Consider the following 23,038-nt stretch of genomic DNA (forward strand, 5'->3'; position numbering starts at 1 on the left):
CTTTAGGTTTGCGGCGCTTCTGCCGCGTCACGCGCGGTAGCCGCTTCGGCAAAGGCTTCGCCCATACGGGTCACGGTGCCGTTGTTCAGGCGCGGTTCGAAATGCACGCTGTTGGCGGTAAACAGGTTGATCACCGTCGACCCCAGCTTAAAGCGGCCCATTTCAGCGCCTTTTGCCAGCGTAATGGCGTCGTCTTCACCGGCCGCCGGATAGGTCCAGCGCTTGATAATGCCTTCGCGCGGCGGGGTGACGGTGCCGGCCCAGACGGTTTCAATACTGCCGACGATGGTGGCGCCGACCAAAATTTGCGCCATCGGCCCGAACGCCGTGTCGAAGACGCAGATCACGCGTTCATTACGGGCGAACAGGTTAGGCACGTTGGCGGCGGTCAGCGGGTTGACCGAGAACAGGTCACCCGGTACGTAGATCATTTCGCGCAGCACGCCGTCGCACGGCATATGCACGCGGTGATAGTCTCGCGGCGCCAGGTAGGTGGTGGCGAACAGGCCGTTGCGGAAGGTGTCCGCCAACTGATAGTTACCGGCCAGCAGCGCCTCCAGGCTGTAGTGATGCCCCTTGGCCTGGAAGATTTGATCGTCGCGGATCAGGCCAAGCTGGCTGATGGCGCCGTCAGCCGGCAGCGCCAGCACGTTGGCTTCGCTGACGACGGGACGCGCGCCGTCGCGCAGCGGGCGTACAAAGAATTCGTTGAAGGTGGCGTATGAGGTCAAATCCGGGTTCTGCGCTTCCTGCATATCCACGCGGTAATAGCGGGCGAACAGTTTTACCACCTGTTGTGTCAGCCAGCCGGCCTCTTTGTCTGCACCCCAGCCGGCCAGACGGGTCAGCGCCAACTTCGGCAGCCAGTATTGTAATTTGATTTTGATGCTATCCAGCACGTTAACCTCTTAAAAAGGGGGTAAAAGGCGCGCATTGTAACGACCCGCAGATCGCTGTCAACGTTCGCCCGATTGCGTTAACCGTTGGCGTCCAGCAGGTTCTTGCGAACCTTGACCTGCGCCATACTTTCCAGAATACGGTGATAGTTATCGAACCGCTCTTCGGCGATGTCGCCGCGCTCCACCGCCGCGCGGAGGGCGCAGCCGGGATCGTTGTCGTGTTTGCAGTCGCGGAATTTACAGCCGCCCAGATAATCGCGGAACTCGACGAAACCCTGGGTGATCTGTTCCGGCTCCAGGTGCCACAGGCCAAACTCGCGCACCCCCGGCGAGTCGATAACATCGCCGCCGTGCTGGAAATGGTACAGCCGCGCCGCGGTGGTGGTGTGCTGGCCGAGGCCGGAGACATCGGAAACGTTATTCACCAGAATCTGTTCGTCGGACGGCGGCAGCAGGGCGTTCAGCAGGCTGGATTTCCCTACGCCTGACTGCCCGGCGAAAATACTGATGCGCCCCGCCAGCGCCTGCTCGAATTCCGCCATGCCTTCACGGGTACGGCTGGAAACTTCCAGCACCCGGTAGCCGATGCGGCGGTAAATATCCATCATGCCGTCAACCAGCTGGCGCGCTTCATCATCCAGCAGGTCGATTTTGTTCAGCACGATCAGCGGCTCGACATCCAGGGTTTCACAGGCGACCAGATAACGATCGATAATGTTCAGCGACAGTTCCGGCAGGATCGCCGAGACGATCACGATCTGATCGATATTGGCGGCGATCGGTTTGACGCCGTCGTAAAAATCCGGGCGCGTCAGCACCGAGCTGCGCTCATGCACAGCTTCGACGATGCCTTTTACTCCTTCATGGTTGCCAAGGCCGGGACGCCAGACTACGCGGTCGCCGGTCACCAGCGAACGCAGGGTGCGACGAATATTGCAGCGATGCTGGCTACCGTCTGCTGCTTCAACGTCGGCGTGCATGCCAAAGCGGCTGATGACGATCCCCTCTTGCGGTTCACCCAATTGGCTATCGTCCAGTTCCGGTTTGTTATCAGTGCGCTTCAGGCGACGCTGATGGTTCGCCTGCACACGGCGTTGTTGACCTTTAGACAGTTTGTTTTTGCTCACTGCGCCTCACTCTTCGGCTTTATATCGCTCTATCGCTCGTTGCGACTAAAAAGACTATGATACACGCTATTTTATATTAAATAACCGTTGTTGGCTGCCGGGCGCCGCGCGCCGTTGCGGAATATTTGCCGCCGCCGGCCGGCGCAGGGTTGTCTTGAGGCTTACAGGCAGGAACTATCATGACCGCAAACGAAAATAACCTGATTTGGATCGATCTGGAAATGACCGGTTTGGATCCCGAGCGTGACCGCATTATCGAGATTGCAACGCTGGTGACGGACGCCAATCTGAACATCCTGGCGGAAGGGCCGGTGATCGCCGTGCATCAGTCAGACGAACAGCTGGCGCTCATGGATGACTGGAACGTGCGCACCCACACCGGCAGCGGGCTGGTGGAACGAGTGAAGGCCAGCACCGTTGACGACCGGGCAGCGGAACTGGCGACCATTGCGTTTCTTGAGCAGTGGGTGCCGGCGGGCAAATCGCCGATTTGCGGCAACAGCGTGGGCCAGGACCGGCGTTTTCTGTTCCGTTATATGCCGTTGCTGGAAGCCTACTTCCACTACCGCTATCTGGATGTCAGCACGCTGAAGGAGTTGGCGCGCCGCTGGAAGCCGGAAATTCTGGCCGGCTTTAAAAAGCAGGGCACCCATCAGGCGCTGGACGATATCCGTGAGTCGGTGGCGGAGCTGGCCTATTACCGCGAGCATTTTATTCAGCTGTAAGCTGCAGATAGCCGTTAGACGTTCAGAAAATGCCGCTTTTCGCCGCTTAATTCGCCACATTGGCGCATTAAGCAGCAATCAAACAAAAAAAGCGATTTTTTGCGTTTAGGGGCTTGCGGCAAAAAGGAATTCTCGTATAATGCGCACCCCGTACCGATGAAGAATTTCGAAAAGTTCAGCTATCGATACGACGCGGGAATAGCTCAGTTGGTAGAGCGCAACCTTGCCAAGGTTGAGGTCGCGAGTTCGAGCCTCGTTTCCCGCTCCAAATTCAGCAATGTCGCACTATGCGGCATGATGAGTAACAAGCAGTACCAGTAGTAACCATGCGACGCGGGAATAGCTCAGTTGGTAGAGCGCAACCTTGCCAAGGTTGAGGTCGCGAGTTCGAGCCTCGTTTCCCGCTCCAAAATTTCAAAGGCCATCTTCATTTTTGGCCGGATGCTGTAAAGCATCTCTTGTGTGCGGGAATAGCTCAGTTGGTAGAGCGCAACCTTGCCAAGGTTGAGGTCGCGAGTTCGAGCCTCGTTTCCCGCTCCAATTTTCTCCCCCTGAATGAACCCATACCGCCTGAAAAGGTGCGGTAACGCGTCTTCTCTCTTATCCTTGCGAAAAATCTTGTAAACAGAGTTATCCACAGGCTGGATGGGTAATACCTCTTGGATAAAAAAACAACGTTACCAGAATGAAATATTTATCTTTTTGATATTAAAGAATATTTATTAATTTGAAAACGTTATCCCGATCACTTGCTCTTTTTGTGACGTTTGAAAGACAACGGGTTTTTATTTTTATACACAAGTCCACAGGTGACCTTCAGGATTGGCCGATAGGTCTGCCATTGGCATTAGGCATCTCTGGGTAATCCTTTTTCCACAGCGCGTATTAACCGTTTTTTCTGCGGGCTTTGTACCTCAATGCGGTGTTCGGTACGGCGGGCGAGCTGCTGTTGCAGCGCCCACTCGATATGTTCATCCAGCAGTTCGCTTTGCCCCAGCCGCGTGCGCAGGGCGCTGAGAATCGCTTCCTGATACGGCGCATTGCCGAGCGCAACGGCAATGTTACGCAACCAACGCAAATGGCCGATGCGGCGAATCGCCGAGCCTTCGGTGATGCGCAGAAATTTCTCTTCACTCCAGGAAAACAGATCGATCAGCTGCGGAGCGTGCAGCGCCGCGCGCGGGCTGAAATCTGTTTCGTCGGTCAGCTGTGAGAAACGGTTCCACGGGCAAATCAGCTGGCAGTCGTCGCAGCCGTAAATACGGTTGCCCATGAGCGGGCGAAACTCTTCCGGAATGGCGCCTTCCAACTCAATGGTCAGATAAGAGATACAGCGCCGGGCGTCAACGGTATATGGCTCGACGATGGCGCCGGTCGGGCAGGTGGTGATACAGGCCACACAGCGTCCGCACTGCTCTTCCTGAGGCTGGTCGACCGGCAGAGGCAGATCCACGAGCAGTTCACCGAGGAAGAACCATGAACCGGCTTCCCGATTGAGAATCAGTGAGTGTTTACCAACCCAGCCAATCCCGGCTTTGGCGGCTAACGGGCGCTCCATAATCGGCGCCGAATCGACAAACGGACGAAAATTCAGTTCGCCGCAATACTGCTGGATCTGTTCGCCGAGTTTTTTCAGGCGCTGACGCAGCAGTTTGTGATAATCACGCCCCAGCGCATAGCGGCTGACATAGCCGAGCTGCGGATTGTTCAGCGTGCTGGCGAAGGCCGCTTTGGCCGGCAGGTAGTTCATGCGCACGCTGATCACCCGCAGAGTGCCGGGCAGCAGCTCATGCGGCCGGGCGCGAAGCATGCCGTGGCGCGCCATCCATTCCATCTCGCCGTGGTACTGCTTATCAAGCCACGCCTGCAATTTGGGCTCTTCTGCGCTCAGATCGGTATCGCAGATACCAACCTGCTGGAATCCTAGCGATTGCCCCCATTGCTTGATATGTTGGGCGAGTTGATTGAGATCGAGAGGGTGTGTCATGACGGGCCATAGTGAGAAACAATACGCTGTCAGTTTACCACACTCTGTCTGGCCTGCGGACTGGATCCGACAGGCGGAGCCGTTAGCGGCGGCGGCCGGGATATCGCTGTACGAACTGATGCTGCGTGCAGGCCGGGCGGCTTACCAACTGGCTTGCGATCGCTATCCGGCTGCGCGTCATTGGCTGGTGCTGTGCGGGCATGGCAATAACGGCGGTGATGGCTATGTGGTCGCGCGTCTGGCCGCCGAAGCCGGCGTGCGGGTGACGCTGATCGCCGGCACAGGTTCGCGCCCCTTGCCAGAGGAGGCAGCGGCGGCGCGCCAGGCCTGGCTGGATGCCGGCGGTCTGGAACTGGCGAGCGACAGCCGCTGGCCGGTGGATATCGACCTGATCATTGATGGCCTGTTGGGCAGCGGGCTGACGAGCGCGCCGCGTGCGCCGGTGGCGGCATTAATCGAGGCGGCCAATCACAGCGGGCTGCCGATTGTGGCGCTGGATATTCCCTCCGGGCTACTGGCCGCCAGCGGCGCGGTTCCCGGTGCGGCGATCCGCGCCGCGCACACCATCACCTTTATCGGATTGAAGCCGGGCCTGCTGACCGGCCAGGCGCGCGATTGGGTCGGGCAACTTCATCAGAGTACGCTAGGATTATCTGACTGGCTGGCACAGCAACCGGTGCAGATTCAGCGCGTTAGTGCGCCCGATCTGGCGGGATGGCTGCCACCGCGCCGTCCGTGTTCTCATAAAGGCGAACACGGGCGCCTGCTGTTGGTCGGTGGCGATCGCGGCTTTGGCGGTGCGATACGTATGGCCGCTGAAGCGGCGCTGCGCAGCGGTGCAGGTCTTGTGCGAGTACTTACTCACTATGAGCATGTGGCGCCGCTGCTGACGGCGCGTCCCGAGCTGATGGTGCAAGCGCTGGATGACGAGGCCCTGCAGCGGGCGCAGGCGTGGGCTGATGTCACGGTAATTGGCCCGGGTCTTGGGCAGGAGGCGTGGGGTCAGAATGCGCTGAAAGTTCTCCAATCCAGCGATAAACCAACATTATGGGATGCTGATGCGCTTAACCTGCTGGCATTAAATCCCGAGAAGCGTCAGAATCGTGTTATTACGCCGCATCCCGGCGAAGCGGCGCGGCTGTTGGGCTGTAGCACCGCTGACATTGAAAGTGATCGCTTACTTGCCGTGCGACGTTTGGCGGCGGAGTATGGCGGCGTTGCGGTGCTGAAAGGCGCGGGGACGCTGATCGCCGATGAGCACGGCGCGATGGCGATTGCCGATGTCGGCAACCCAGGTATGGCGTCCGGCGGTATGGGCGACGTGCTGGCGGGTATTATCGGCGGATTGCTGGCGCAAAAGCTCTCGCTGTATGATGCCGCCTGCGCCGGTTGTGTGGTCCACGGCGTTGCCGCAGATAGCGTGGCGGAAAAACAGGGCACCAGAGGGTTGCTGGCGACCGATTTACTGCCGGCGATCCCCTATTACGTTAATCCTCAGTTGGCAAAATAGATATTATCGAATGAAAGAACTCGTGTTACCTCTGCCGGATGAGGCAGCGACGGTTGAATTGGGAGCCGCGTTGGCGCAGGCGTGCGATCGGGCCAGCGTCATTTACCTGTATGGGGATTTGGGCGCCGGTAAAACGACCTTCAGCCGCGGTTTCCTGCAGGCGCTGGGCCATCAGGGGAATGTGAAAAGCCCGACCTATACGCTGGTGGAGCCTTATGCTCTGGAGCCGCTGTCGGTTTATCACTTTGATCTGTATCGGCTGGCCGATCCTGAAGAACTCGAATTTATGGGCATTCGCGACTACTTCGCGCAGAATGCCATTTGCCTGGTGGAATGGCCGCAGCAGGGCGCGGGCGTCTTGCCGCCGCCGGATTTGGCGCTGCATCTTAGCTACCAGGATCAAGGCCGGGAAGCGCGTCTGGACGCGCTGTCCGACTATGGCAGCCAACTCATCGACCGAATCCACGGGTAACAGGGATGACGCCAACATGATGTATGGACTAAAGAAAATCCTCGGCATGGCGCTGATCGTCGCGATGGGGCTGTTTGGCCCGTCGTTGGCGCAGGCGGCGTCATCGTCGCTGGCGGATATCAAAGTCACCAACGCCCAGCGCGAGGCGACCGTCGCGGTCAGCTTTAACGGCCCGCCGGCCTATGCGTTCTTCCCGCTGCACGGGCCGGAGCGCGTAGTGCTGGACGTCAATCAGAGCGGCAAAGTCAGCGGCCTGCCGCTTAACTTCAGCGGCCAGAATTTGGTGAAACGCATCCGCTCCAGCGCGCCGAAAGACGCGCAGAGCGTGCGCCTGGTGTTTGAGCTGACGCAGCGCGCGAAAACCCGCGCGGTCACGCGGCAGAACGGCAACGTGTATACCGTGGTGTTTACCATTGCCGCCACGGGCAGCAATAACGTCGTGCGCCAGGCGCCCGCGCCGGCGGCCAGTAAGCCGCTGGCCAGTAAACCGCTGGTGACGAAAACAGAAGAACCGGTGCGCCATGTGGCGTCTACCCGCTCATCCGGCAGCAATCCGTTCAAGGAAAAACCGACCGTGGTGGCCGGCACAGCAACGGCGGAAACGCCGCGCAGCAGCCGCGTGTCCGCCGGTTCGGGCAACCGCGTCGTGGTGGCGATCGACGCCGGCCACGGCGGCCAGGATCCCGGCGCGCTGGGGCAAAACGGGTTGCGTGAAAAGAACGTAACCATTGCCGTTGCCCGCCGTTTGGAGACGTTGCTGGAGAAAGATCCGATGTTCAAACCGGTGCTGACGCGTACCGGCGACTATTTTGTGTCGGTAATGGGGCGTTCGGAAGTGGCGCGTAAGCAAGGGGCTAATGTGCTGGTGTCGATCCACGCGGACTCGGCGCCAAACCGAAGAGCGACCGGTGCGTCAGTATGGGTGTTGAATAACCGCCGTGCCAACAGTGAAATGGCCAACTGGCTGGAACAGCATGAGAAACAGTCCGAGCTGCTGGGCGGCGCGGGCGATCTGCTGGCCAGCAATCAGGCCGATCCGTATCTCAGCCAGGCGGTGCTGGACCTGCAGTTCGGCCATTCGCAGCGCGTGGGCTATGATGTGGCGGTGAAGGTGCTGAGTGAAATGCAGACTATCGGCGTGCTGCACAAGAGCCGTCCGCAGCCGGCCAGTCTTGGCGTGCTGCGCTCGCCGGATATTCCTTCCCTGCTGGTGGAAACCGGCTTTATCAGCAACCCTTCGGAGGAGCGACTGCTGGGCAGTAGCGACTATCAGGAAAAGCTAGCCAAGGCGATTCATCGCGGTCTGCGCAGCTACTTCCTGTCGCATCCGCTACAAGCCGACCCAAAGGTGGAAAACCGACCGCTGGACGTCGCAGCGGCGGTTAACACGGCTTCACCAGACGTTAGCAGCAGTTACCGGGGTAAAACGCAGATTCACGTTGTGCGCAGAGGGGAAACGCTCTCTGCAATTGCCCGCCGTTACGGCACCAGCATGACGGCGTTGCATAACCTCAATAAATTGAAGAAAGACGGCGTATGGGTAGGACAGCGGCTGAAAGTGCCGGCGGCGGGTGCCGCTGCCGGCAGTCAGCACATCGCCAAAACGCACGGCGGCGTGAGCAAACCGTCGCGGCATAAAGTGGTGCGCGGTGATACGCTGTCTTCCATTGCCGTACACTATGGCGTTAGCGTCAGTGCCCTGAAAAGCGCCAATCGCCTGAAGTCGGACGTCGCGCCGCTGGATCGGACGCTGACCATTCCGCATACCTGAACCATCAAGGGGAACCCGCATGTCAATCCAGGTGTTACCGCCACAGCTTGCCAACCAGATCGCCGCCGGAGAAGTGGTTGAGCGGCCTGCGTCGGTCGTGAAAGAGCTGGTGGAGAACAGCCTGGATGCCGGGGCCACGCGCATTGATATTGAGATTGAACGCGGCGGCGCCAAGCTGATCCGTATTCGCGATAACGGCTGCGGTATTGGTAAGGAAGAGCTGGCGCTGGCGCTGGCGCGGCACGCCACCAGTAAAATCACCACCCTCGACGATCTGGAAGCGATCGTTAGCTTGGGCTTTCGCGGCGAGGCGCTGGCCAGTATCAGTTCGGTATCGCGCCTGACGCTGACTTCGCGCACTGCCCAGCAGCAGGAAGCCTGGCAGGCTTACGCCGAAGGGCGCGAGCAGGCGGTGACGGTGAAGCCAGCGGCGCATCCGATAGGCAGCACGCTGGAGGTGCTGGATCTGTTTTACAATACGCCGGCGCGGCGTAAATTCATGCGCACCGAAAAAACCGAATTCGGCCATATTGACGAAGTGGTGCGACGCATTGCGCTGGCGCGTTTCGATGTGGCAATCACGCTCAGCCACAATGGCAAGCTGATGCGTCAGTATCGTGCGGCGAAAGAAGAGAGCCAGCATGAACGCCGTCTTGCCAGCATCTGCGGCCCGGCGTTTTTACAGCATGCGCTGGCGGTTTCCTGGCAGCACGGCGATTTAACCATCCGTGGCTGGGTGGCGGACCCTGCAGGCGCGCGGGCGCTTGGCGATATGCAGTACTGCTACGTCAACAGCCGGATGATGCGCGACCGGCTGATCAACCATGCGATCCGCCAGGCGTATCAGGACCAGCTGCAGGATGAGCAGCAGCCGGCATACGTGCTGTATCTGGACGTCGATCCGCATCAGGTGGACGTCAACGTGCATCCCGCCAAGCATGAGGTGCGTTTTCATCAGGCGCGTTTGGTGCATGATTTTATCTATCAGGCGGTGACTACGGTGCTGCAGCAGGTAGGGCAGGCGCCGTTGCCGCTGTCGGAAGAAGCGGAGCAGCAGGAGCCCGCGCCGGCCTTGCAGCCGGAAAACCGCGTCGCTGCCGGCGGCAATCATTTTTCTCAGCCGGCGCCGGAGAGCACGCCACGGCGTGAAACGGCACCTTCCGCACCGGCGAGCGAGCGGGCGCCGCAGAGCTATCACGGCGGCTCCGGCTACCAGAAGCGCGAAGGCGAGCTGTATGGGCGCCTGATGCAGGCGACGCCTGAACCGGCGCCGGCCGCTGCCAAAGAGAAACCGCCGCTGTTCCCGTCGGCGAAAACGACACAGGCACCGCAGGAGCCGGCATTGGCCGGCAGCCAGCATGGTTTCGGCCGGGTATTGATGGTGTACCCGCCGTGCTACGCGCTGATGGAGCAGCAACAGCGTCTGTCGTTGCTGAACCTGCCGGTGGCCGAGCGCTGGCTGCGCCAGGCGCAGCTGACGCCGCCGGAAGAAGGGCTGCGCCCGCAGCCGCTGCTGATCCCGGTAAAACTGACGCTGGAAAAAGCGGAGGTTGCCGCCTGCACGGCGCATCAGGCGCTGCTGGTGAAAATGGGAATAGAGTTGCAGGTCGATCACGGGCGTGTGACGTTGCGCGCAGTGCCTTTACCGTTACGCCAACAAAATTTACAAAAGTTGATTCCGGAACTGTTAGGCTATCTGGCCGACCATAAAGCGATGTCGCCTGAGGTGCTGGCCACCTGGTTTGCCCGCCATCTTGGCAGTGAACATGAACAGTGGAACGCCTCGCAAGCGATACAATTACTGACCGACGTTGAACGACTTTGCCCGCAGCTGGTCAAAGCGCCACCGAGCGGTCTCTTACAACCTGTTGATTTACAGGCTGCACTGGCAGCCCTTACACATGACTGAAACAGCAATAACGCCGCGGCCTCCGGCGATTTTTATCATGGGGCCGACAGCGTCGGGCAAGACCGCATTGGCGATGGCGCTGCGCGAGCAGCTGCCGGTAGAGCTGATTAGCGTCGATTCGGCGCTGATTTATCGCGGGATGGATATCGGCACCGCCAAGCCGAGCGCCGAAGAACTGGCGCAGGCGCCGCATCGGCTGATAGATATCCGCGATCCCGCTGAGGCGTATTCCGCCGCGGACTTTCGCGCCGACGCGCTGAAAGAGATGGCCGAGATTACCGCCGCCGGGCGCATTCCGCTGCTGGTGGGTGGCACCATGCTGTATTTCAAGGCGTTGCTGGAGGGGCTTTCCCCGCTGCCGTCCGCTGATGCGGCGGTGCGTGAACGTATTGAACAGCAGGCGGCGGAGCAAGGTTGGGAGGCGCTGCACCAGCAGTTACATCAGATAGATCCGGTAGCGGCGTTAAGAATTCATCCGAATGATCCGCAGAGACTGACCAGAGCACTGGAAGTTTTTTTTATTTCGGGTAAAACTTTAACGGAACTGACTAAAATTTCGGGTGAATCGTTGCCGTATCATGTTCACCAATTTGCGATAGCGCCGAACAGCCGTGAGTTGTTACATCAACGCATTGAGCTGCGGTTCCATCAAATGTTGGCGGCAGGTTTTGAGACGGAAGCGCGCGCACTTTTCGCGCGGGGTGATTTGCATACGGATTTGCCTTCCATTCGCTGTGTCGGTTACCGCCAGATGTGGTCATATTTGTCTGGCGAAATTAGTTACGATGAAATGGTTTATCGTGGTATTTGCGCAACGCGTCAGTTGGCCAAACGTCAAATGACCTGGTTACGGGGCTGGGAGTCAGTCCGCTGGCTGGACAGCGAAAAGCCGGGAGAGGCTTTGGCGTCGGTGACACAGGTTGTTAGTGCATAGGCTGATTGATTGTGTACAATTGATGAGTATTCAGCGCGCAAATTTTTTTAGGTCGTACATTTTAGAGCCGACAGGTTCTTAGTTACAAACAACAAGCAAATAAGGAAAAGATAGAATGGCTAAGGGGCAATCTTTGCAAGATCCGTTCCTGAACGCATTGCGTCGTGAACGTGTTCCGGTTTCTATTTATTTGGTGAATGGTATTAAGCTGCAAGGCCAGATTGAGTCTTTTGACCAGTTTGTCATTCTGTTGAAAAACACAGTAAGCCAGATGGTGTATAAGCACGCTATTTCTACCGTTGTCCCATCGCGCCCGGTTTCGCATCACAGCAACAATCCGAGCGGCGGCAGCAATAACTATCACCATGGTAATAATCCGTCTGCGCAGCAACAGCCGCAGCAGGAAAGCGATGACGCTGAATAAGGCGCATTGCAAGACAACCATGACGGGGAACGTAAGCAGCCTTGCGCTGTTTATGTCCCCCACACTCGCGGTTGATATCCGTTTGAGAGGTTGCACGCTTGTTTGACCGTTATGAAGCCGGTGAGCAGGCCGTACTGGTTCATATCTATTTCTCGCAGGACAAAGATACGGAAGATCTCAGCGAATTCGAGTCGCTGGTTTCTTCAGCCGGTGTTCAGGCTTTGCAAGTGGTGACTGGCAGCCGCAAAGCCCCGCACCCGAAGTACTTTGTCGGTGAAGGAAAGGCCGAAGAAATTGCAGATGCGGTGAAAGCCAGCGGCGCGTCTGTTGTCCTGTTTGATCATGCCCTTTCCCCGGCGCAGGAAAGAAACCTTGAGCGTCTGTGTGAATGCCGGGTTATCGACCGCACCGGGTTGATTCTAGACATCTTTGCCCAGCGCGCCCGTACTCATGAAGGCAAGCTGCAGGTAGAGCTGGCGCAGTTGCGCCATATCGCCACGCGTTTGGTGCGTGGTTGGACGCACCTGGAGCGCCAGAAAGGGGGGATCGGCCTGCGCGGGCCGGGGGAAACCCAATTAGAGACCGACCGTCGTTTGTTGCGCGATCGTATCAGCTTGATTCTGCGCCGCCTGGAGCGGGTAGAGAAGCAGCGTGAACAAGGCCGACGGGCGCGTACCCGCGCCGACGTGCCGACCGTCTCACTGGTCGGCTATACCAACGCCGGCAAGTCCACCCTGTTCAACCGTATGACATCCGCCGAGGTTTACGCGGCGGATCAGCTGTTTGCCACGCTGGATCCCACCTTGCGACGCATCGACGTCGCAGACGTCGGCGATACGGTGTTGGCGGATACCGTAGGGTTTATTCGACATCTTCCGCACGACCTGGTCGCCGCCTTTAAGGCGACGCTGCAGGAAACGCGGCAGGCATCGTTGCTGCTGCATGTGATCGACGCCGCAGATAGCCGCGTTGACGAGAACATTGAAGCCGTAAACAGCGTGCTGACAGAGATCGAGTCGGACGAGATACCTACACTGTTGGTGATGAACAAAATAGATATGCTGGATGATTTTGTTCCGCGTATCGACCGCAACGATGAAAATTTACCGATCCGCGTGTGGCTGTCCGCCGTCAGCGGGGAAGGTATTCCGTTGTTGTATCAGGCGTTGACGGAGCGCTTATCGGGGGAAATCGCGCATCATGAGCTGCGCTTACCGCCACGGGCAGGCCGTCTTCGTAGCCGTTTTTACCAGCTTCAGGCAATCGAAAAAGAGTGGAACGAAGAAGACGGCAGCATTGGCATGGTGGTGCGTATGCCGATAGTGGAGTGGCGTCGCCTGTGTAAACAGGAACACGATCTGATTAACTTTATAGTATGATCATATCCTGTTACATTTGTGCACTCGGTCTGCGGGCATTATAGGGGCGGCAAATTTTTGCTGTGGCCCGCGCGTGAACCTGAAGTACCCAATCACAGAATAATGGAGCTAAAACATGGCGTGGAATCAGCCCGGTAATAACGGACAGGACCGCGACCCGTGGGGGAGCAGCAATAATAATGGCGGCAACTCTGGCGGTAACAAAGGCGGTCGTGATCAAGGGCCACCTGATTTAGACGATATCTTCCGCAAGCTGAGCAAGAAATTGAGCGGCCTGGGCGGAGGCAAAGGCTCTAACGGCAATAGCGGCGGCAGCGGCGCGGGCTTCAGCGGCCGTATCATCGGCATCGCGGCGGTTGCTGTGGTGGTGATTTGGGCGGCCAGCGGTTTCTATACCATTAAGGAAGCTGAGCGCGGCGTGGTCACACGCTTCGGCAAGTTCAGCCATCTGGTGCAGCCGGGCCTGAACTGGAAGCCGACCTTTATTGATGAAGTGCGTCCGGTGAACGTGGAGTCGGTGCGCGAACTGGCTGCATCCGGCGTGATGCTGACTTCCGATGAGAACGTGGTGCGGGTCGAGATGAACGTGCAGTATCGCGTGACCGATCCGGAAGCGTACCTGTTCAGCGTGGTGAACGCTGACGACAGCCTGAGCCAGGCGACCGACAGCGCCCTGCGCGGCGTGATCGGCAAGTATTCCATGGACCGCATCCTGACCGAAGGGCGTACCGTGGTGCGTAACGATACCCAACGCATGCTGGAAGAGACCGTGCGTCCGTACAAAATGGGCATCACGCTGCTGGACGTCAACTTCCAGGCGGCGCGTCCGCCGGAAGAGGTGAAGGCGTCATTCGATGATGCTATCGCAGCACGTGAGAACGAGCAGCAGTACATCCGTGAAGCGGAAGCCTACGCCAACGAAGTTCAGCCGCGTGCGAACGGTCAGGCGCAGCGTCTGTTGGAAGACGCCAAAGCGTATAAAGACCGTACCGTCCTGGAAGCCCAGGGTGAGGTGGCGCGCTTTGCCAAACTGCTGCCGGAATACAAGTCCGCGCCGGAAATTACCCGTGAGCGTCTGTATATCGAAACCATGGAAAAAGTCCTGAGCCATACCCGCAAGGTGCTGGTGAATGACAAAGGCAACAACCTGATGGTGCTGCCACTGGAGCAGATGCTGCGCGGCCAGGCCGGCGCATCCAGCGACAGCGGCAACAAAGACACCAGCCTGATTCGTCTCAACCCTGCGCCGTCGACTTCCGGCAGCAACGCCGGCAGCAAACCGCAGAACAGCGGTTCGGTTATGGACCAACGCCGGGCGAATGCGCAGCGTGACGATACCACTCGCGTAGGGAGACAATAATCAATGCGTAAGTCTTTTGTAGTTATCCTCCTCGTGGTGCTGGTGGCGCTTTATGCTTCACTGTTTGTGGTGCAGGAAGGCCAGCGCGGCATCGTTCTGCGCTTCGGCAAGGTACTGCGTGATGACGAAAACAAACCGCTGATTTATGCGCCGGGCCTGCACTTCAAGATCCCGTTTATTGAATCGGTGAAAAATCTGGATGCGCGCATTCAGACCATGGAGAATCAGGCCGATCGCTTCGTGACCAGCGAGAAGAAAGACCTGATCGTCGACTCCTACCTGAAATGGCGCATCAGCGACTTCAGCCGTTACTATCTGGCGACCGGCGGCGGCGACGTCTCCCAGGCCGAGGTGTTGCTGAAGCGTAAGTTCAGTGACCGTCTGCGTTCTGAAATCGGCCGTCTGGATGTGAAAGACATCGTGACCGACTCACGCGGCAAGCTGATGTCCGACGTGCGTGATGCGTTGAACACCGGTACGCTGAATAACGGCGAAGAGTTGCCGAAGACCGAAGCCGACGACGCTATCGCCTCTGCGGCGGCGCGTGTTGAGCGTGAAACCACCGGCAAACAGCCGCAGGTGAATCCGAACAGCATGGCGGCGCTGGGTATTGAAGTGGTTGACGTGCGTATCAAGCAGATCAACCTGCCGGCGGAAGTGTCCGATGCCATTTACCAGCGTATGCGCGCGGAGCGTGAAGCGGTAGCACGTCGTCTGCGTTCGCAGGGCCAGGAAGAAGCCGAGAAGCTGCGCGCCAGCGCGGACTACGAGGTAACGCGTACGTTGGCAGAAGCCGAGCGTCAGGCGCGTATCACCCGCGGTGAAGGGGATGCCGAAGCGGCCAAGCTGTTTGCCAACGCGTTCAGCCAGGATCCTAACTTCTATGCCTTTATCCGTAGCCTGCGTGCTTATGAAGCCAGCTTCAAAGAGAACCAGGACGTGATGGTGCTCAGCCCGGACAGCGATTTCTTCCGCTATATGAAATCGCCGGATTCGTCGCGTAAATAAGGCGTTAAAACAGTGACCGGGGGTCCGTGTTAGCACGGGCCCCTTCTTTTTTGGGGTAAGGCATGAATGCAACAATTTGGCTGGCGTTAGGTTTGGTTCTGGTGCTGGAAGGTCTGGGACCGATGCTGTTTCCGCGCGCCTGGCGTAAAATGATCCTGACGATTTCGCAATTACCGGACGCCACGTTGCGTCGTTTCGGCGGTGGAATAGTGGTTGCCGGCATCGTGATCTACTATATGTTGAGCACGCGCCTTGGTGGCTGAAGTGTAGCCGAAAAAATACGCAATCGTATGCGAAAAGTGCTGAAACTCTGAAATTACGGTGCTAGAATCCATTTTTAAGCAATCGGTGATTTCGAAAAATGGGTAAGAACGTCGTCGTACTGGGCACCCAATGGGGTGACGAAGGTAAGGGCAAGGTCGTTGACCTGCTGACTGAACGGGCTAAATATGTTGTGCGCTACCAAGGTGGCCATAACGCTGGCCACACTCTGGTTATCAACGGTGAAAAAACCGTTCTTCATTTGATTCCCTCTGGCATCCTGCGTGAAAACGTCACCAGCATCATCGGCAACGGTGTTGTACTGGCGCCTGACGCGCTGATGAAAGAAATGGGCGAACTTGAAGCGCGCGGCGTCCCGGTACGCGAGCGTCTGTTGTTGTCCGAAGCCTGTCCGCTGATCCTGCCTTACCACGTTGCGCTGGATGTAGCCCGTGAAAAAGCGCGCGGCGCGAAAGCCATCGGCACCACCGGCCGCGGTATTGGCCCGGCTTACGAAGATAAAGTTGCCCGTCGTGGTCTGCGCGTTGGCGATCTGTTCGATAAAGAGTCTTTCGCGGTTAAGCTGAAAGAAATCATCGAATACCACAACTTCCAGTTGGTTAACTACTACAAAGCCGAACCGGTCGACTTCCAGTCTACGCTGGACTACGTGATGTCCATTGCCGATATCCTGACCGCAATGGTGGTTGACGTTTCCGAACTGCTGGACGGCGCGCGTAAGCGTGGCGACCTGATCATGTTCGAAGGCGCGCAGGGTACGCTGCTGGATATCGACCACGGTACCTATCCGTACGTCACCTCGTCCAACACCACCGCTGGCGGCGTTGCCACCGGCTCCGGCATTGGTCCGCGTTACGTCGATTACGTGCTGGGCATCGTGAAAGCCTACTCGACCCGCGTTGGCGCAGGTCCGTTCCCGACCGAACTGTTTGACGAAACCGGCGAGTTCCTGTGCAAACAGGGCAACGAATTCGGCGCTACTACCGGCCGTCGTCGTCGTACCGGCTGGCTGGATGCGGTTGCCGTGCGTCGTGCGGTACAGATCAACTCCCTGTCCGGCTTCTGCCTGACCAAGCTGGACGTGCTGGATGGTCTGAAAGAAGTGAAAATCTGCGTGGGCTACCGCATGCCAGACGGCCGCGAAATGAACACCACACCGCTGGCGGCAGAAGGTTGGGAAGGTATTGAACCGATCTACGAAAGCATGCCTGGCTGGAGCGAAACCACCTTTGGCGTAAAAGAGTACAGCAAGCTGCCGCAGGCGGCGCTGAACTACATCAAGCGTCTTGAAGAGCTGACCGGCGTACCGGTAGACATTATCTCTACCGGCCCGGACCGCAGCGAAACCATGGTTCTGCGCGACCCGTTCGACGCATAATCGGTTTTTCTGCATGAAGCAAACCGGGCTGAGTCCCGGTTTGTTTTTTTCCGGCTTGAGCTCTGTCGGCCGTGCCCGTATCACTGAATTGAGTCAACACAGCGCGTATGGCGCTGAGGATAGCGGTTATTCCCACTCTCTGCGGTTCCCGTCAAAACACCGTCACCGTTCTGTCGTAAAGTCTTTCATGCGCTAAATAATTAGCGGCAAACTCACCGGCTGGTTTATTATCCAATAGCAATCTTTTGAAAAATGCCGAAAGCGGCACATTAAACGCAAACGGGCCCTATCGTGCCCAGAGGTAAACGTGCAGTTAACAAGTTTTACTGATTATGGCCTGCGGGCGCTGATTTATCTGGCATCGCTCCCGAAGGATAAAATGACCAGCATTTCGGAAGTGACCGAGGTGTATGGCGTATCCCGCAACCATATGGTGAAAATAATCAACCAACTGAGCCGTATTGGCCTGGTTACGGCCGTACGCGGTAAAAATGGCGGCATCCGGCTAGGCAAACCGGCTGAAACCATTCGTCTTGGCGACGTGGTGCGGGCGCTGGAACCGCTTGCCCTGGTTAACTGCAGCAGCGATTTTTGCCACATCACCCCGGCCTGCCGACTGAAGCAGGTACTGCAACAAGGGGTACAGAATTTCCTTGAAGAGTTGGATAACTACACTTTGGCCGATATGGTTGAAGATAATCCGCCGCTCTACAAGCTATTGCTTGTCGAATAAAACGTCGTTGAGAAGACAAGGCTCAGCGACATCCTGCTGATGACAACGGAGGAACCGCAATGTCACAAGATCCATTCTTGGAACGAGAAGCAGAAAAATACGAATCCCCAATCCCGAGCCGCGAATTCATCCTTGCCCATTTGGCCAAGCGTGAGACGCCGGCCAGCCGCGAAGAGCTGGCAAAAGAACTGAACCTGACCAGTGATGAACATCTGGAGGCGCTGCGTCGCCGCCTGCGCGCCATGGAGCGCGATGGTCAGCTGGTGTTTACCCGCCGCCAGTGCTACGCGCTGCCGGAGCGGCTGGATCTGCTGCGCGGCACGGTGATCGGCCACCGCGACGGCTATGGTTTTTTGCGCGTTGAAGGGCGCAAAGACGACCTGTATCTCTCCGCAGAACAGATGAAAATGGCAATCCACGGCGATGTGGTGCTGGCGCAGCCGCTGGGTGCGGATCGTAAAGGACGGCGCGAGGCGCGCATTGTGCGGGTGCTGGTGCCGAAAACCAGCCAGATTGTCGGCCGCTTCTTTATGGATGCCGGCACCGGTTTTGTAGTGCCTGACGACAGCCGCCTGAGCTTTGACATCCTGATCCCGAACGATGCGGTAGCCGGTGCGCGCATGGGCTATATGGTGGTGGTTGAGCTGACCCAGCGTCCGACGCGCCGCACCAAGGCAGTAGGGAAAATCGTCGAGATCCTCGGCGATAAAATGGGCACCAGCATGGCGGTGGATATCGCGCTGCGCACCCATGAAATTCCTCATACCTGGCCGCCGCAGGTGGAGAAACAGGTGGCCGATCTCAGCGAGCAGGTGCCGGAAGAGGCCAAACAGGGGCGCGTGGATCTGCGTAAGCTGCCGCTGGTTACCATCGACGGCGAAGACGCCCGTGATTTCGATGATGCCGTTTACTGCGAGAAAAAGCGCGGCGGCGGCTGGCGGCTGTGGGTAGCCATTGCCGACGTCAGCTACTACGTGCGTCCGGGCACCGCGCTGGATGACGAAGCGCGCGGCCGAGGCAACTCGGTATACTTCCCGTCGCAGGTGGTGCCGATGTTGCCGGAAGTGTTGTCCAACGGACTGTGCTCGCTGAACCCGCAGGTCGATCGCCTGTGCATGGTGTGTGAAATGACCATCTCCGCGCAGGGGCGCCTCTCCACCGCCAAGTTCTATGAGGCGGTGATGAGCTCTCATGCGCGTCTGACCTATACCAAGGTGTGGCACATTCTGCAGGGCGATCAGGAGCTGCGTGAGCAGTATCATCCGCTGGTCAAGCACCTGCAGGAACTGCACAACATGTACAAGGTACTGGATCAGGCGCGCGCAGAGCGCGGCGGCATCGCGTTTGAGACCGAAGAGGCCAAGTTTATTTTCAATGCCGAGCGTCGCATTGAGCGCGTGGAGCCGACGGTGCGCAACGACGCGCACAAACTGATCGAAGAGTGCATGATCCTGGCGAACATCGCCGCGGCGCGCTTTGTTGAGAAGCGTAACGAGCCGGCGCTGTTCCGCGTGCACGATCGTCCGAGCGACGACCATATCTCCGCACTGCGCAGCGTACTGGGCGAGCTGGGGCTGACGCTGGGCGGCGGCAATAAGCCGCAGCCGAAGGATTACGCTACGCTGATGGATGAAGTGGCCGATCGCCCGGATCATGAAATGCTGCAGACTATGCTGCTGCGTTCGATGAAGCAGGCGATTTACGATCCGGAAAACCGCGGCCACTTCGGTTTGGCGCTGTCATCGTACGGCCACTTTACCTCGCCGATCCGCCGTTATCCCGATCTGGCGCTGCACCGGGCGATTAAATACCAACTGGCGAAAGAGCACGGCGAGCCTCAGCATCGCTGGACGCCGACTGGCGGCTGGCACAGCGATCTCGACGAGATGCTGCAGCTGGGTCTGCACTGCTCGATGACCGAGCGCCGTGCCGATGAAGCCACGCGCGACGTGGCCGACTGGCTGAAGTGCGACTTTATGCAAGACCACGTCGGCGAACAGTTTACCGGCATTATCGCCAGCGTAACCGGCTTTGGCTTCTTCGTCCGCCTGAACGATCTGTTTATCGACGGTCTGGTGCACGTCTCGACGCTGGATAACGATTACTACCGCTACGATAATATCGGTCAGCGGCTGATCGGCGAATCTTCCGGGATGGTCTATCGCCTGGGGGATACGGTGGAAATCCGCGTTGAGGCGGTGCATATGGATGAGCGCAAGATTGATTTCGTGCTGATCTCCAGCACCCGCAAGCCGCGCGGCGAAGGTAAAACCGAACGCGAGCGGGCAAAGAAAGGCGGGCAGCGTACGCTGCGTGACGGCAACGGCAATGGCCGTAAGCGTCGCGGCGGCAAAGCGCCGGCCAACTTTGAGCCGGACAGCGCCTTCCGTAAGGATGACGCCAAGCCAGCGGGCAAAGTGAAGAAAGACAAGAAGGCCAAAGCGAAGAAAGCATCGGCCAAAACCAAAAAGATTGCCGCGGCCACCAAGGCCAAGCGTGCCGGCAAGACGAAAGGTGCGGAGCAGGGCTGACCTGCCGCACGGTAATTATCACCGGCCGACCGACGTCGGCCGCACGGTTAAAAGAGCATCATGAGCGAAATTATTTACGGTATCCACGCCGTTAAAGCCCTGTTGGAACGTGACCCGCAACGCTTCCTGGAAGTGTTTATCCTGAAAGGCCGTGACGACCGCCGTCTGCAGCCGCTGATCGCCGAGCTGGAAGCCACCGGCATCGTGATTCAGGTGGCTAACCGCCAGTGGCTGGATGACAAGGTGGAAGGTGCGGTGCACCAGGGGATCGTCGCCCGCGTACGCGAAGGCCGCCAGTATCAGGAAAATGACCTGCCGGGGCTGCTGGAAAGCGTCGATACGCCTTTTCTGCTGATTCTGGACGGCGTGACCGACCCGCATAACCTTGGCGCCTGCCTGCGCAGCGCCGACGCAGCCGGCGTGCATGCGGTGATCGTACCGCGCGATCGTTCCGCGCAGCTGAACGCGACGGCGAAGAAAGTGGCCTGCGGCGCGGCGGAAAGCGTGCCGCTGATCCGTGTCACTAACCTGGCGCGCACCATGCGTTTGCTGCAGGAGATGAACGTGTGGATTGTCGGTACCGCCGGCGAAGCCGATCATACGCTGTATCAGAGCAAGCTGACCGGGCCGATGGCGCTGGTGATGGGCGCAGAAGGCGAAGGCATGCGCCGTCTGACGCGCGAGCACTGCGATGAGCTGATCAGCATTCCGATGGCGGGCAGCGTTTCCTCGCTGAACGTGTCGGTCGCCACCGGCGTTTGCCTGTTCGAAGCGGTGCGCCAGCGCAGCTGATCCCTGCGGGCCAGGCATCGTCTGGCCCGCTGTTTTCCCCCGCCTATATCCCATCCTGTGCGCCGCCCTGCGGCAGAAATCGTCACGTCGGCCATACTGTTTGCTGAGGTCTTGAACAGGGAGCAGGTCTATGGTCTGGCATACGCACGATGTCTTTAATCAGCCCAAACCGCTGGGCAACAGCAACCTTTTTCTTTCCGATACGCCGCTGCGCGAGGCGGTGCAGCGCGAGCAGGCCGGCTGGGACAGCGAGGTGTTGGCCTCGCTGGGACAACAGCTGGGCACCCAGGAATCGTTAGAGCTGGGGCGGCTGGCCAACGCCAACCCGCCGGAGTTATTGCGTTACGACGCCTGCGGCCAGCGGCTCGACGACGTTCGCTTCCATCCCGCCTGGCACATTCTGATGCAGGGGCTGGTGGCTAACCGGGTACACAACCTGCCGTGGGAGGAGGAAGCGCGCGTTGGTTCGGTGGTCGCCCGTGCGGCGCGTTTTATGCTGCATGCGCAGGTGGAGGCCGGCACGCTGTGTCCCATCACCATGACTTACGGCGCCACGCCGCTGTTGCAGCGCACCCTGCCGGCGGTGTTCAGCGACTGGCTGCCGCCGCTGCTGTCCGACCGTTATGATGCCCATCTGCTGCCGGGGGCGCAGAAGCGCGGCCTGTTGATCGGCATGGGCATGACGGAAAAGCAGGGCGGTTCCGACGTGCTGAGCAACACTACCACCGCGACGCCGCTGGCCGGACGTGGCAACGGCGAGCTTTACCGCCTGGTGGGGCACAAATGGTTTTTCTCGGTGCCGCAGAGCGATGCGCATCTGGTGTTGGCGCAGACCGGCGGCGGGCTGTCCTGCTTTTTCCTGCCGCGTATCCTGCCCGACGGCACGCGTAATGCGGTGCGGCTGGAGCGGCTGAAGGACAAGCTCGGCAACCGTTCAAATGCCAGCAGCGAGGCGGAGTTTCTTGACGCCAGCGCCTGGCTGCTGGGCGACGAGGGCGATGGCGTGCGGCAAATCCTCAAAATGGGCGCGCTGACCCGCTTTGACTGTGCGCTCGGCAGCCACGGGCTGATGCGTCGTGCGCTGTCGGTGGCGCTGTATCACGCCCATCAGCGCCAGGCCTTCGGCAAAACGCTGATCCAACTGCCGCTGATGCGCCAGCAGCTGGCGCGTATGGCGCTACGGCTAGAGGCGCAGGTCGCGGCGCTGATGCGGTTGGCGCGCGCCTATGGCGACGTTGGCAGCCCGTTGGCGCAGGGGCTGAGCCGCATTATGACGTCGGCGGCGAAGTTTGAAGTCTGCCGTCAGGGGAGCCCTTTTGTCGCCGAGGCGATGGAGGCGCTGGGCGGCATCGGCTATTGCGAAGAGAGCGAACTGCCGCGTCTGTATCGCGAGATGCCGGTCAACAGCATTTGGGAAGGTTCGGGCAATATTATGAGCCTGGACGTGTTGCGCGCCTGGACGAAAAGCAGCGCGGTACAGGAGGCGGTACAGCAGGAGTTCAGCGAGGTCAAAGGGCAGAACCGCCACTTCGATCGCCAGTGGCGACAGCTGATGCAGCAGCTGCGTAAGGGACAGGAGGCGCAGGGGCGGAGCATGACGGCGCAGCTGTTTAATCTGTTTGCGGCGGCGCAGCTGTTGCGCAGCGCAGCGCCGCCGCTGGCGGAGGCCTGGTGTCAGATGGCGTTGGATGCGCGCGGCGATCGCGTACTGCCGGAGACGCTGTGCGCATCGCTGCTTGACAGAGCGATGGGCGGCTAGGCATAAAGTAGCGCCGGCGTGAAACATTTTGTCACACGGCATCGGCCCGTAAAGGGAT

General features: G+C 58.9%; 19 protein-coding genes and 3 tRNA genes. 19 read left to right on the top strand and 3 right to left on the bottom strand.

Annotated features, from left to right (window positions below; all coding sequences use genetic code 11):
- Positions 1-2: 2 nt before the first annotated feature.
- Together asd and rsgA are read right to left on the bottom strand one after the other, a co-directional pair.
- Positions 3-899 carry an archaetidylserine decarboxylase gene (asd, locus tag TAN611_RS01910; protein WP_203067200.1) on the bottom strand — a complete coding sequence of 299 codons (897 nt, stop codon included), beginning with the start codon at positions 897-899 and terminating at the stop codon, positions 3-5.
- A gap of 77 nt (positions 900-976) precedes the next feature.
- Positions 977-2,026, bottom strand: coding sequence for a small ribosomal subunit biogenesis GTPase RsgA (gene rsgA / locus TAN611_RS01915; protein ID WP_105229473.1), 1,050 nt, complete (start codon positions 2,024-2,026; stop codon positions 977-979).
- A gap of 179 nt (positions 2,027-2,205) precedes the next feature.
- Between rsgA and orn the strand changes: the two genes are divergently transcribed.
- The 4 genes from orn to TAN611_RS01935 all read left to right on the top strand — a co-directional run bounded on the left by orn (position 2,206) and on the right by TAN611_RS01935 (position 3,291).
- The gene (orn, locus tag TAN611_RS01920) at positions 2,206-2,751 is read left to right on the top strand and encodes an oligoribonuclease (RefSeq protein WP_105229474.1); all 546 of its coding nucleotides are present in this window, start codon (positions 2,206-2,208) and stop codon (positions 2,749-2,751) included.
- A 192-nt stretch (positions 2,752-2,943) separates the two neighbouring features.
- Positions 2,944-3,019 (top strand) — tRNA-Gly (locus TAN611_RS01925).
- A 65-nt stretch (positions 3,020-3,084) separates the two neighbouring features.
- Positions 3,085-3,160 (top strand) — tRNA-Gly (locus TAN611_RS01930).
- A 55-nt stretch (positions 3,161-3,215) separates the two neighbouring features.
- Positions 3,216-3,291, top strand: a tRNA-Gly gene (locus tag TAN611_RS01935).
- A gap of 307 nt (positions 3,292-3,598) precedes the next feature.
- On the opposite strand, the gene queG is transcribed toward TAN611_RS01935, so the two are convergent.
- Positions 3,599-4,738 (bottom strand): tRNA epoxyqueuosine(34) reductase QueG, encoded by a 1,140-nt coding sequence (gene queG / locus TAN611_RS01940; protein WP_105229475.1) that lies wholly within the window; start codon positions 4,736-4,738, stop codon positions 3,599-3,601.
- Between queG and nnr the strand changes: the two genes are divergently transcribed.
- From nnr to TAN611_RS02015, 15 genes are all read left to right on the top strand, one after another.
- Entirely contained in the window at positions 4,737-6,248 is a 1,512-nt protein-coding gene (gene nnr / locus TAN611_RS01945) for a bifunctional ADP-dependent NAD(P)H-hydrate dehydratase/NAD(P)H-hydrate epimerase (RefSeq protein ID WP_203067201.1), read from the top strand. The two genes, queG and nnr, sit on opposite strands and share 2 nt — an antisense overlap.
- Positions 6,249-6,258: 10 nt before the next feature.
- Positions 6,259-6,720 carry a tRNA (adenosine(37)-N6)-threonylcarbamoyltransferase complex ATPase subunit type 1 TsaE gene (gene tsaE, locus TAN611_RS01950; RefSeq protein WP_105229477.1) on the top strand — a complete coding sequence of 154 codons (462 nt, stop codon included), beginning with the start codon at positions 6,259-6,261 and terminating at the stop codon, positions 6,718-6,720.
- 16 nt (positions 6,721-6,736) lie between these two features.
- A complete protein-coding gene (gene amiB / locus TAN611_RS01955; RefSeq protein WP_187043783.1) occupies positions 6,737-8,491 on the top strand; it encodes an N-acetylmuramoyl-L-alanine amidase AmiB in 1,755 nt (584 codons plus the stop codon).
- Positions 8,492-8,510: 19 nt separating this feature from the next.
- On the top strand, positions 8,511-10,400 hold the full coding sequence (gene mutL / locus TAN611_RS01960) for a DNA mismatch repair endonuclease MutL (RefSeq protein ID WP_203067202.1): 1,890 nt from the start codon (positions 8,511-8,513) through the stop codon (positions 10,398-10,400).
- Positions 10,393-11,334, top strand: coding sequence for a tRNA (adenosine(37)-N6)-dimethylallyltransferase MiaA (gene miaA, locus TAN611_RS01965; protein WP_105229480.1), 942 nt, complete (start codon positions 10,393-10,395; stop codon positions 11,332-11,334). Before mutL ends, miaA begins: the two co-directional genes overlap by 8 nt.
- 115 nt (positions 11,335-11,449) lie before the next feature.
- Positions 11,450-11,758 carry an RNA chaperone Hfq gene (hfq, locus tag TAN611_RS01970; protein WP_015344293.1) on the top strand — a complete coding sequence of 103 codons (309 nt, stop codon included), beginning with the start codon at positions 11,450-11,452 and terminating at the stop codon, positions 11,756-11,758.
- Positions 11,759-11,856: 98 nt separating this feature from the next.
- A complete protein-coding gene (gene hflX / locus TAN611_RS01975) occupies positions 11,857-13,137 on the top strand; it encodes a ribosome rescue GTPase HflX (RefSeq protein ID WP_111737867.1) in 1,281 nt (426 codons plus the stop codon).
- Between the two features lie 115 nt (positions 13,138-13,252).
- Positions 13,253-14,497 carry an FtsH protease activity modulator HflK gene (gene hflK, locus TAN611_RS01980; RefSeq protein WP_105229482.1) on the top strand — a complete coding sequence of 415 codons (1,245 nt, stop codon included), beginning with the start codon at positions 13,253-13,255 and terminating at the stop codon, positions 14,495-14,497.
- A 3-nt stretch (positions 14,498-14,500) separates the two neighbouring features.
- Positions 14,501-15,505, top strand: a complete 1,005-nt coding sequence (gene hflC / locus TAN611_RS01985) for a protease modulator HflC (protein WP_105229483.1) — start codon at positions 14,501-14,503, stop codon at positions 15,503-15,505.
- Positions 15,506-15,567: 62 nt separating this feature from the next.
- Positions 15,568-15,768: a DUF2065 domain-containing protein gene (locus tag TAN611_RS01990; RefSeq protein WP_015344297.1), complete on the top strand. Its 201-nt coding sequence runs from the start codon at positions 15,568-15,570 to the stop codon at positions 15,766-15,768.
- Positions 15,769-15,866: 98 nt separating this feature from the next.
- A complete protein-coding gene (locus TAN611_RS01995) occupies positions 15,867-17,165 on the top strand; it encodes an adenylosuccinate synthase (protein WP_105229484.1) in 1,299 nt (432 codons plus the stop codon).
- A 307-nt stretch (positions 17,166-17,472) separates the two neighbouring features.
- On the top strand, positions 17,473-17,898 hold the full coding sequence (nsrR, locus tag TAN611_RS02000; protein ID WP_105229485.1) for a nitric oxide-sensing transcriptional repressor NsrR: 426 nt from the start codon (positions 17,473-17,475) through the stop codon (positions 17,896-17,898).
- 59 nt (positions 17,899-17,957) lie between these two features.
- Positions 17,958-20,429 (top strand): ribonuclease R, encoded by a 2,472-nt coding sequence (gene rnr, locus TAN611_RS02005; RefSeq protein WP_105229486.1) that lies wholly within the window; start codon positions 17,958-17,960, stop codon positions 20,427-20,429.
- A gap of 60 nt (positions 20,430-20,489) precedes the next feature.
- Positions 20,490-21,221, top strand: coding sequence for a 23S rRNA (guanosine(2251)-2'-O)-methyltransferase RlmB (rlmB, locus tag TAN611_RS02010; protein WP_015344301.1), 732 nt, complete (start codon positions 20,490-20,492; stop codon positions 21,219-21,221).
- 130 nt (positions 21,222-21,351) lie between these two features.
- Complete coding sequence (locus tag TAN611_RS02015) at positions 21,352-22,980, top strand: isovaleryl-CoA dehydrogenase (RefSeq protein WP_111737866.1); 1,629 nt, start codon at positions 21,352-21,354, stop codon at positions 22,978-22,980.
- The last annotated feature ends 58 nt before the right edge of the window (positions 22,981-23,038 follow it).

The sequence above is a fragment of the Serratia sp. Tan611 genome (assembly GCF_905188235.1).
Taxonomy (GTDB): Bacteria; Pseudomonadota; Gammaproteobacteria; order Enterobacterales; family Enterobacteriaceae; genus Serratia_B; species Serratia_B rhizosphaerae.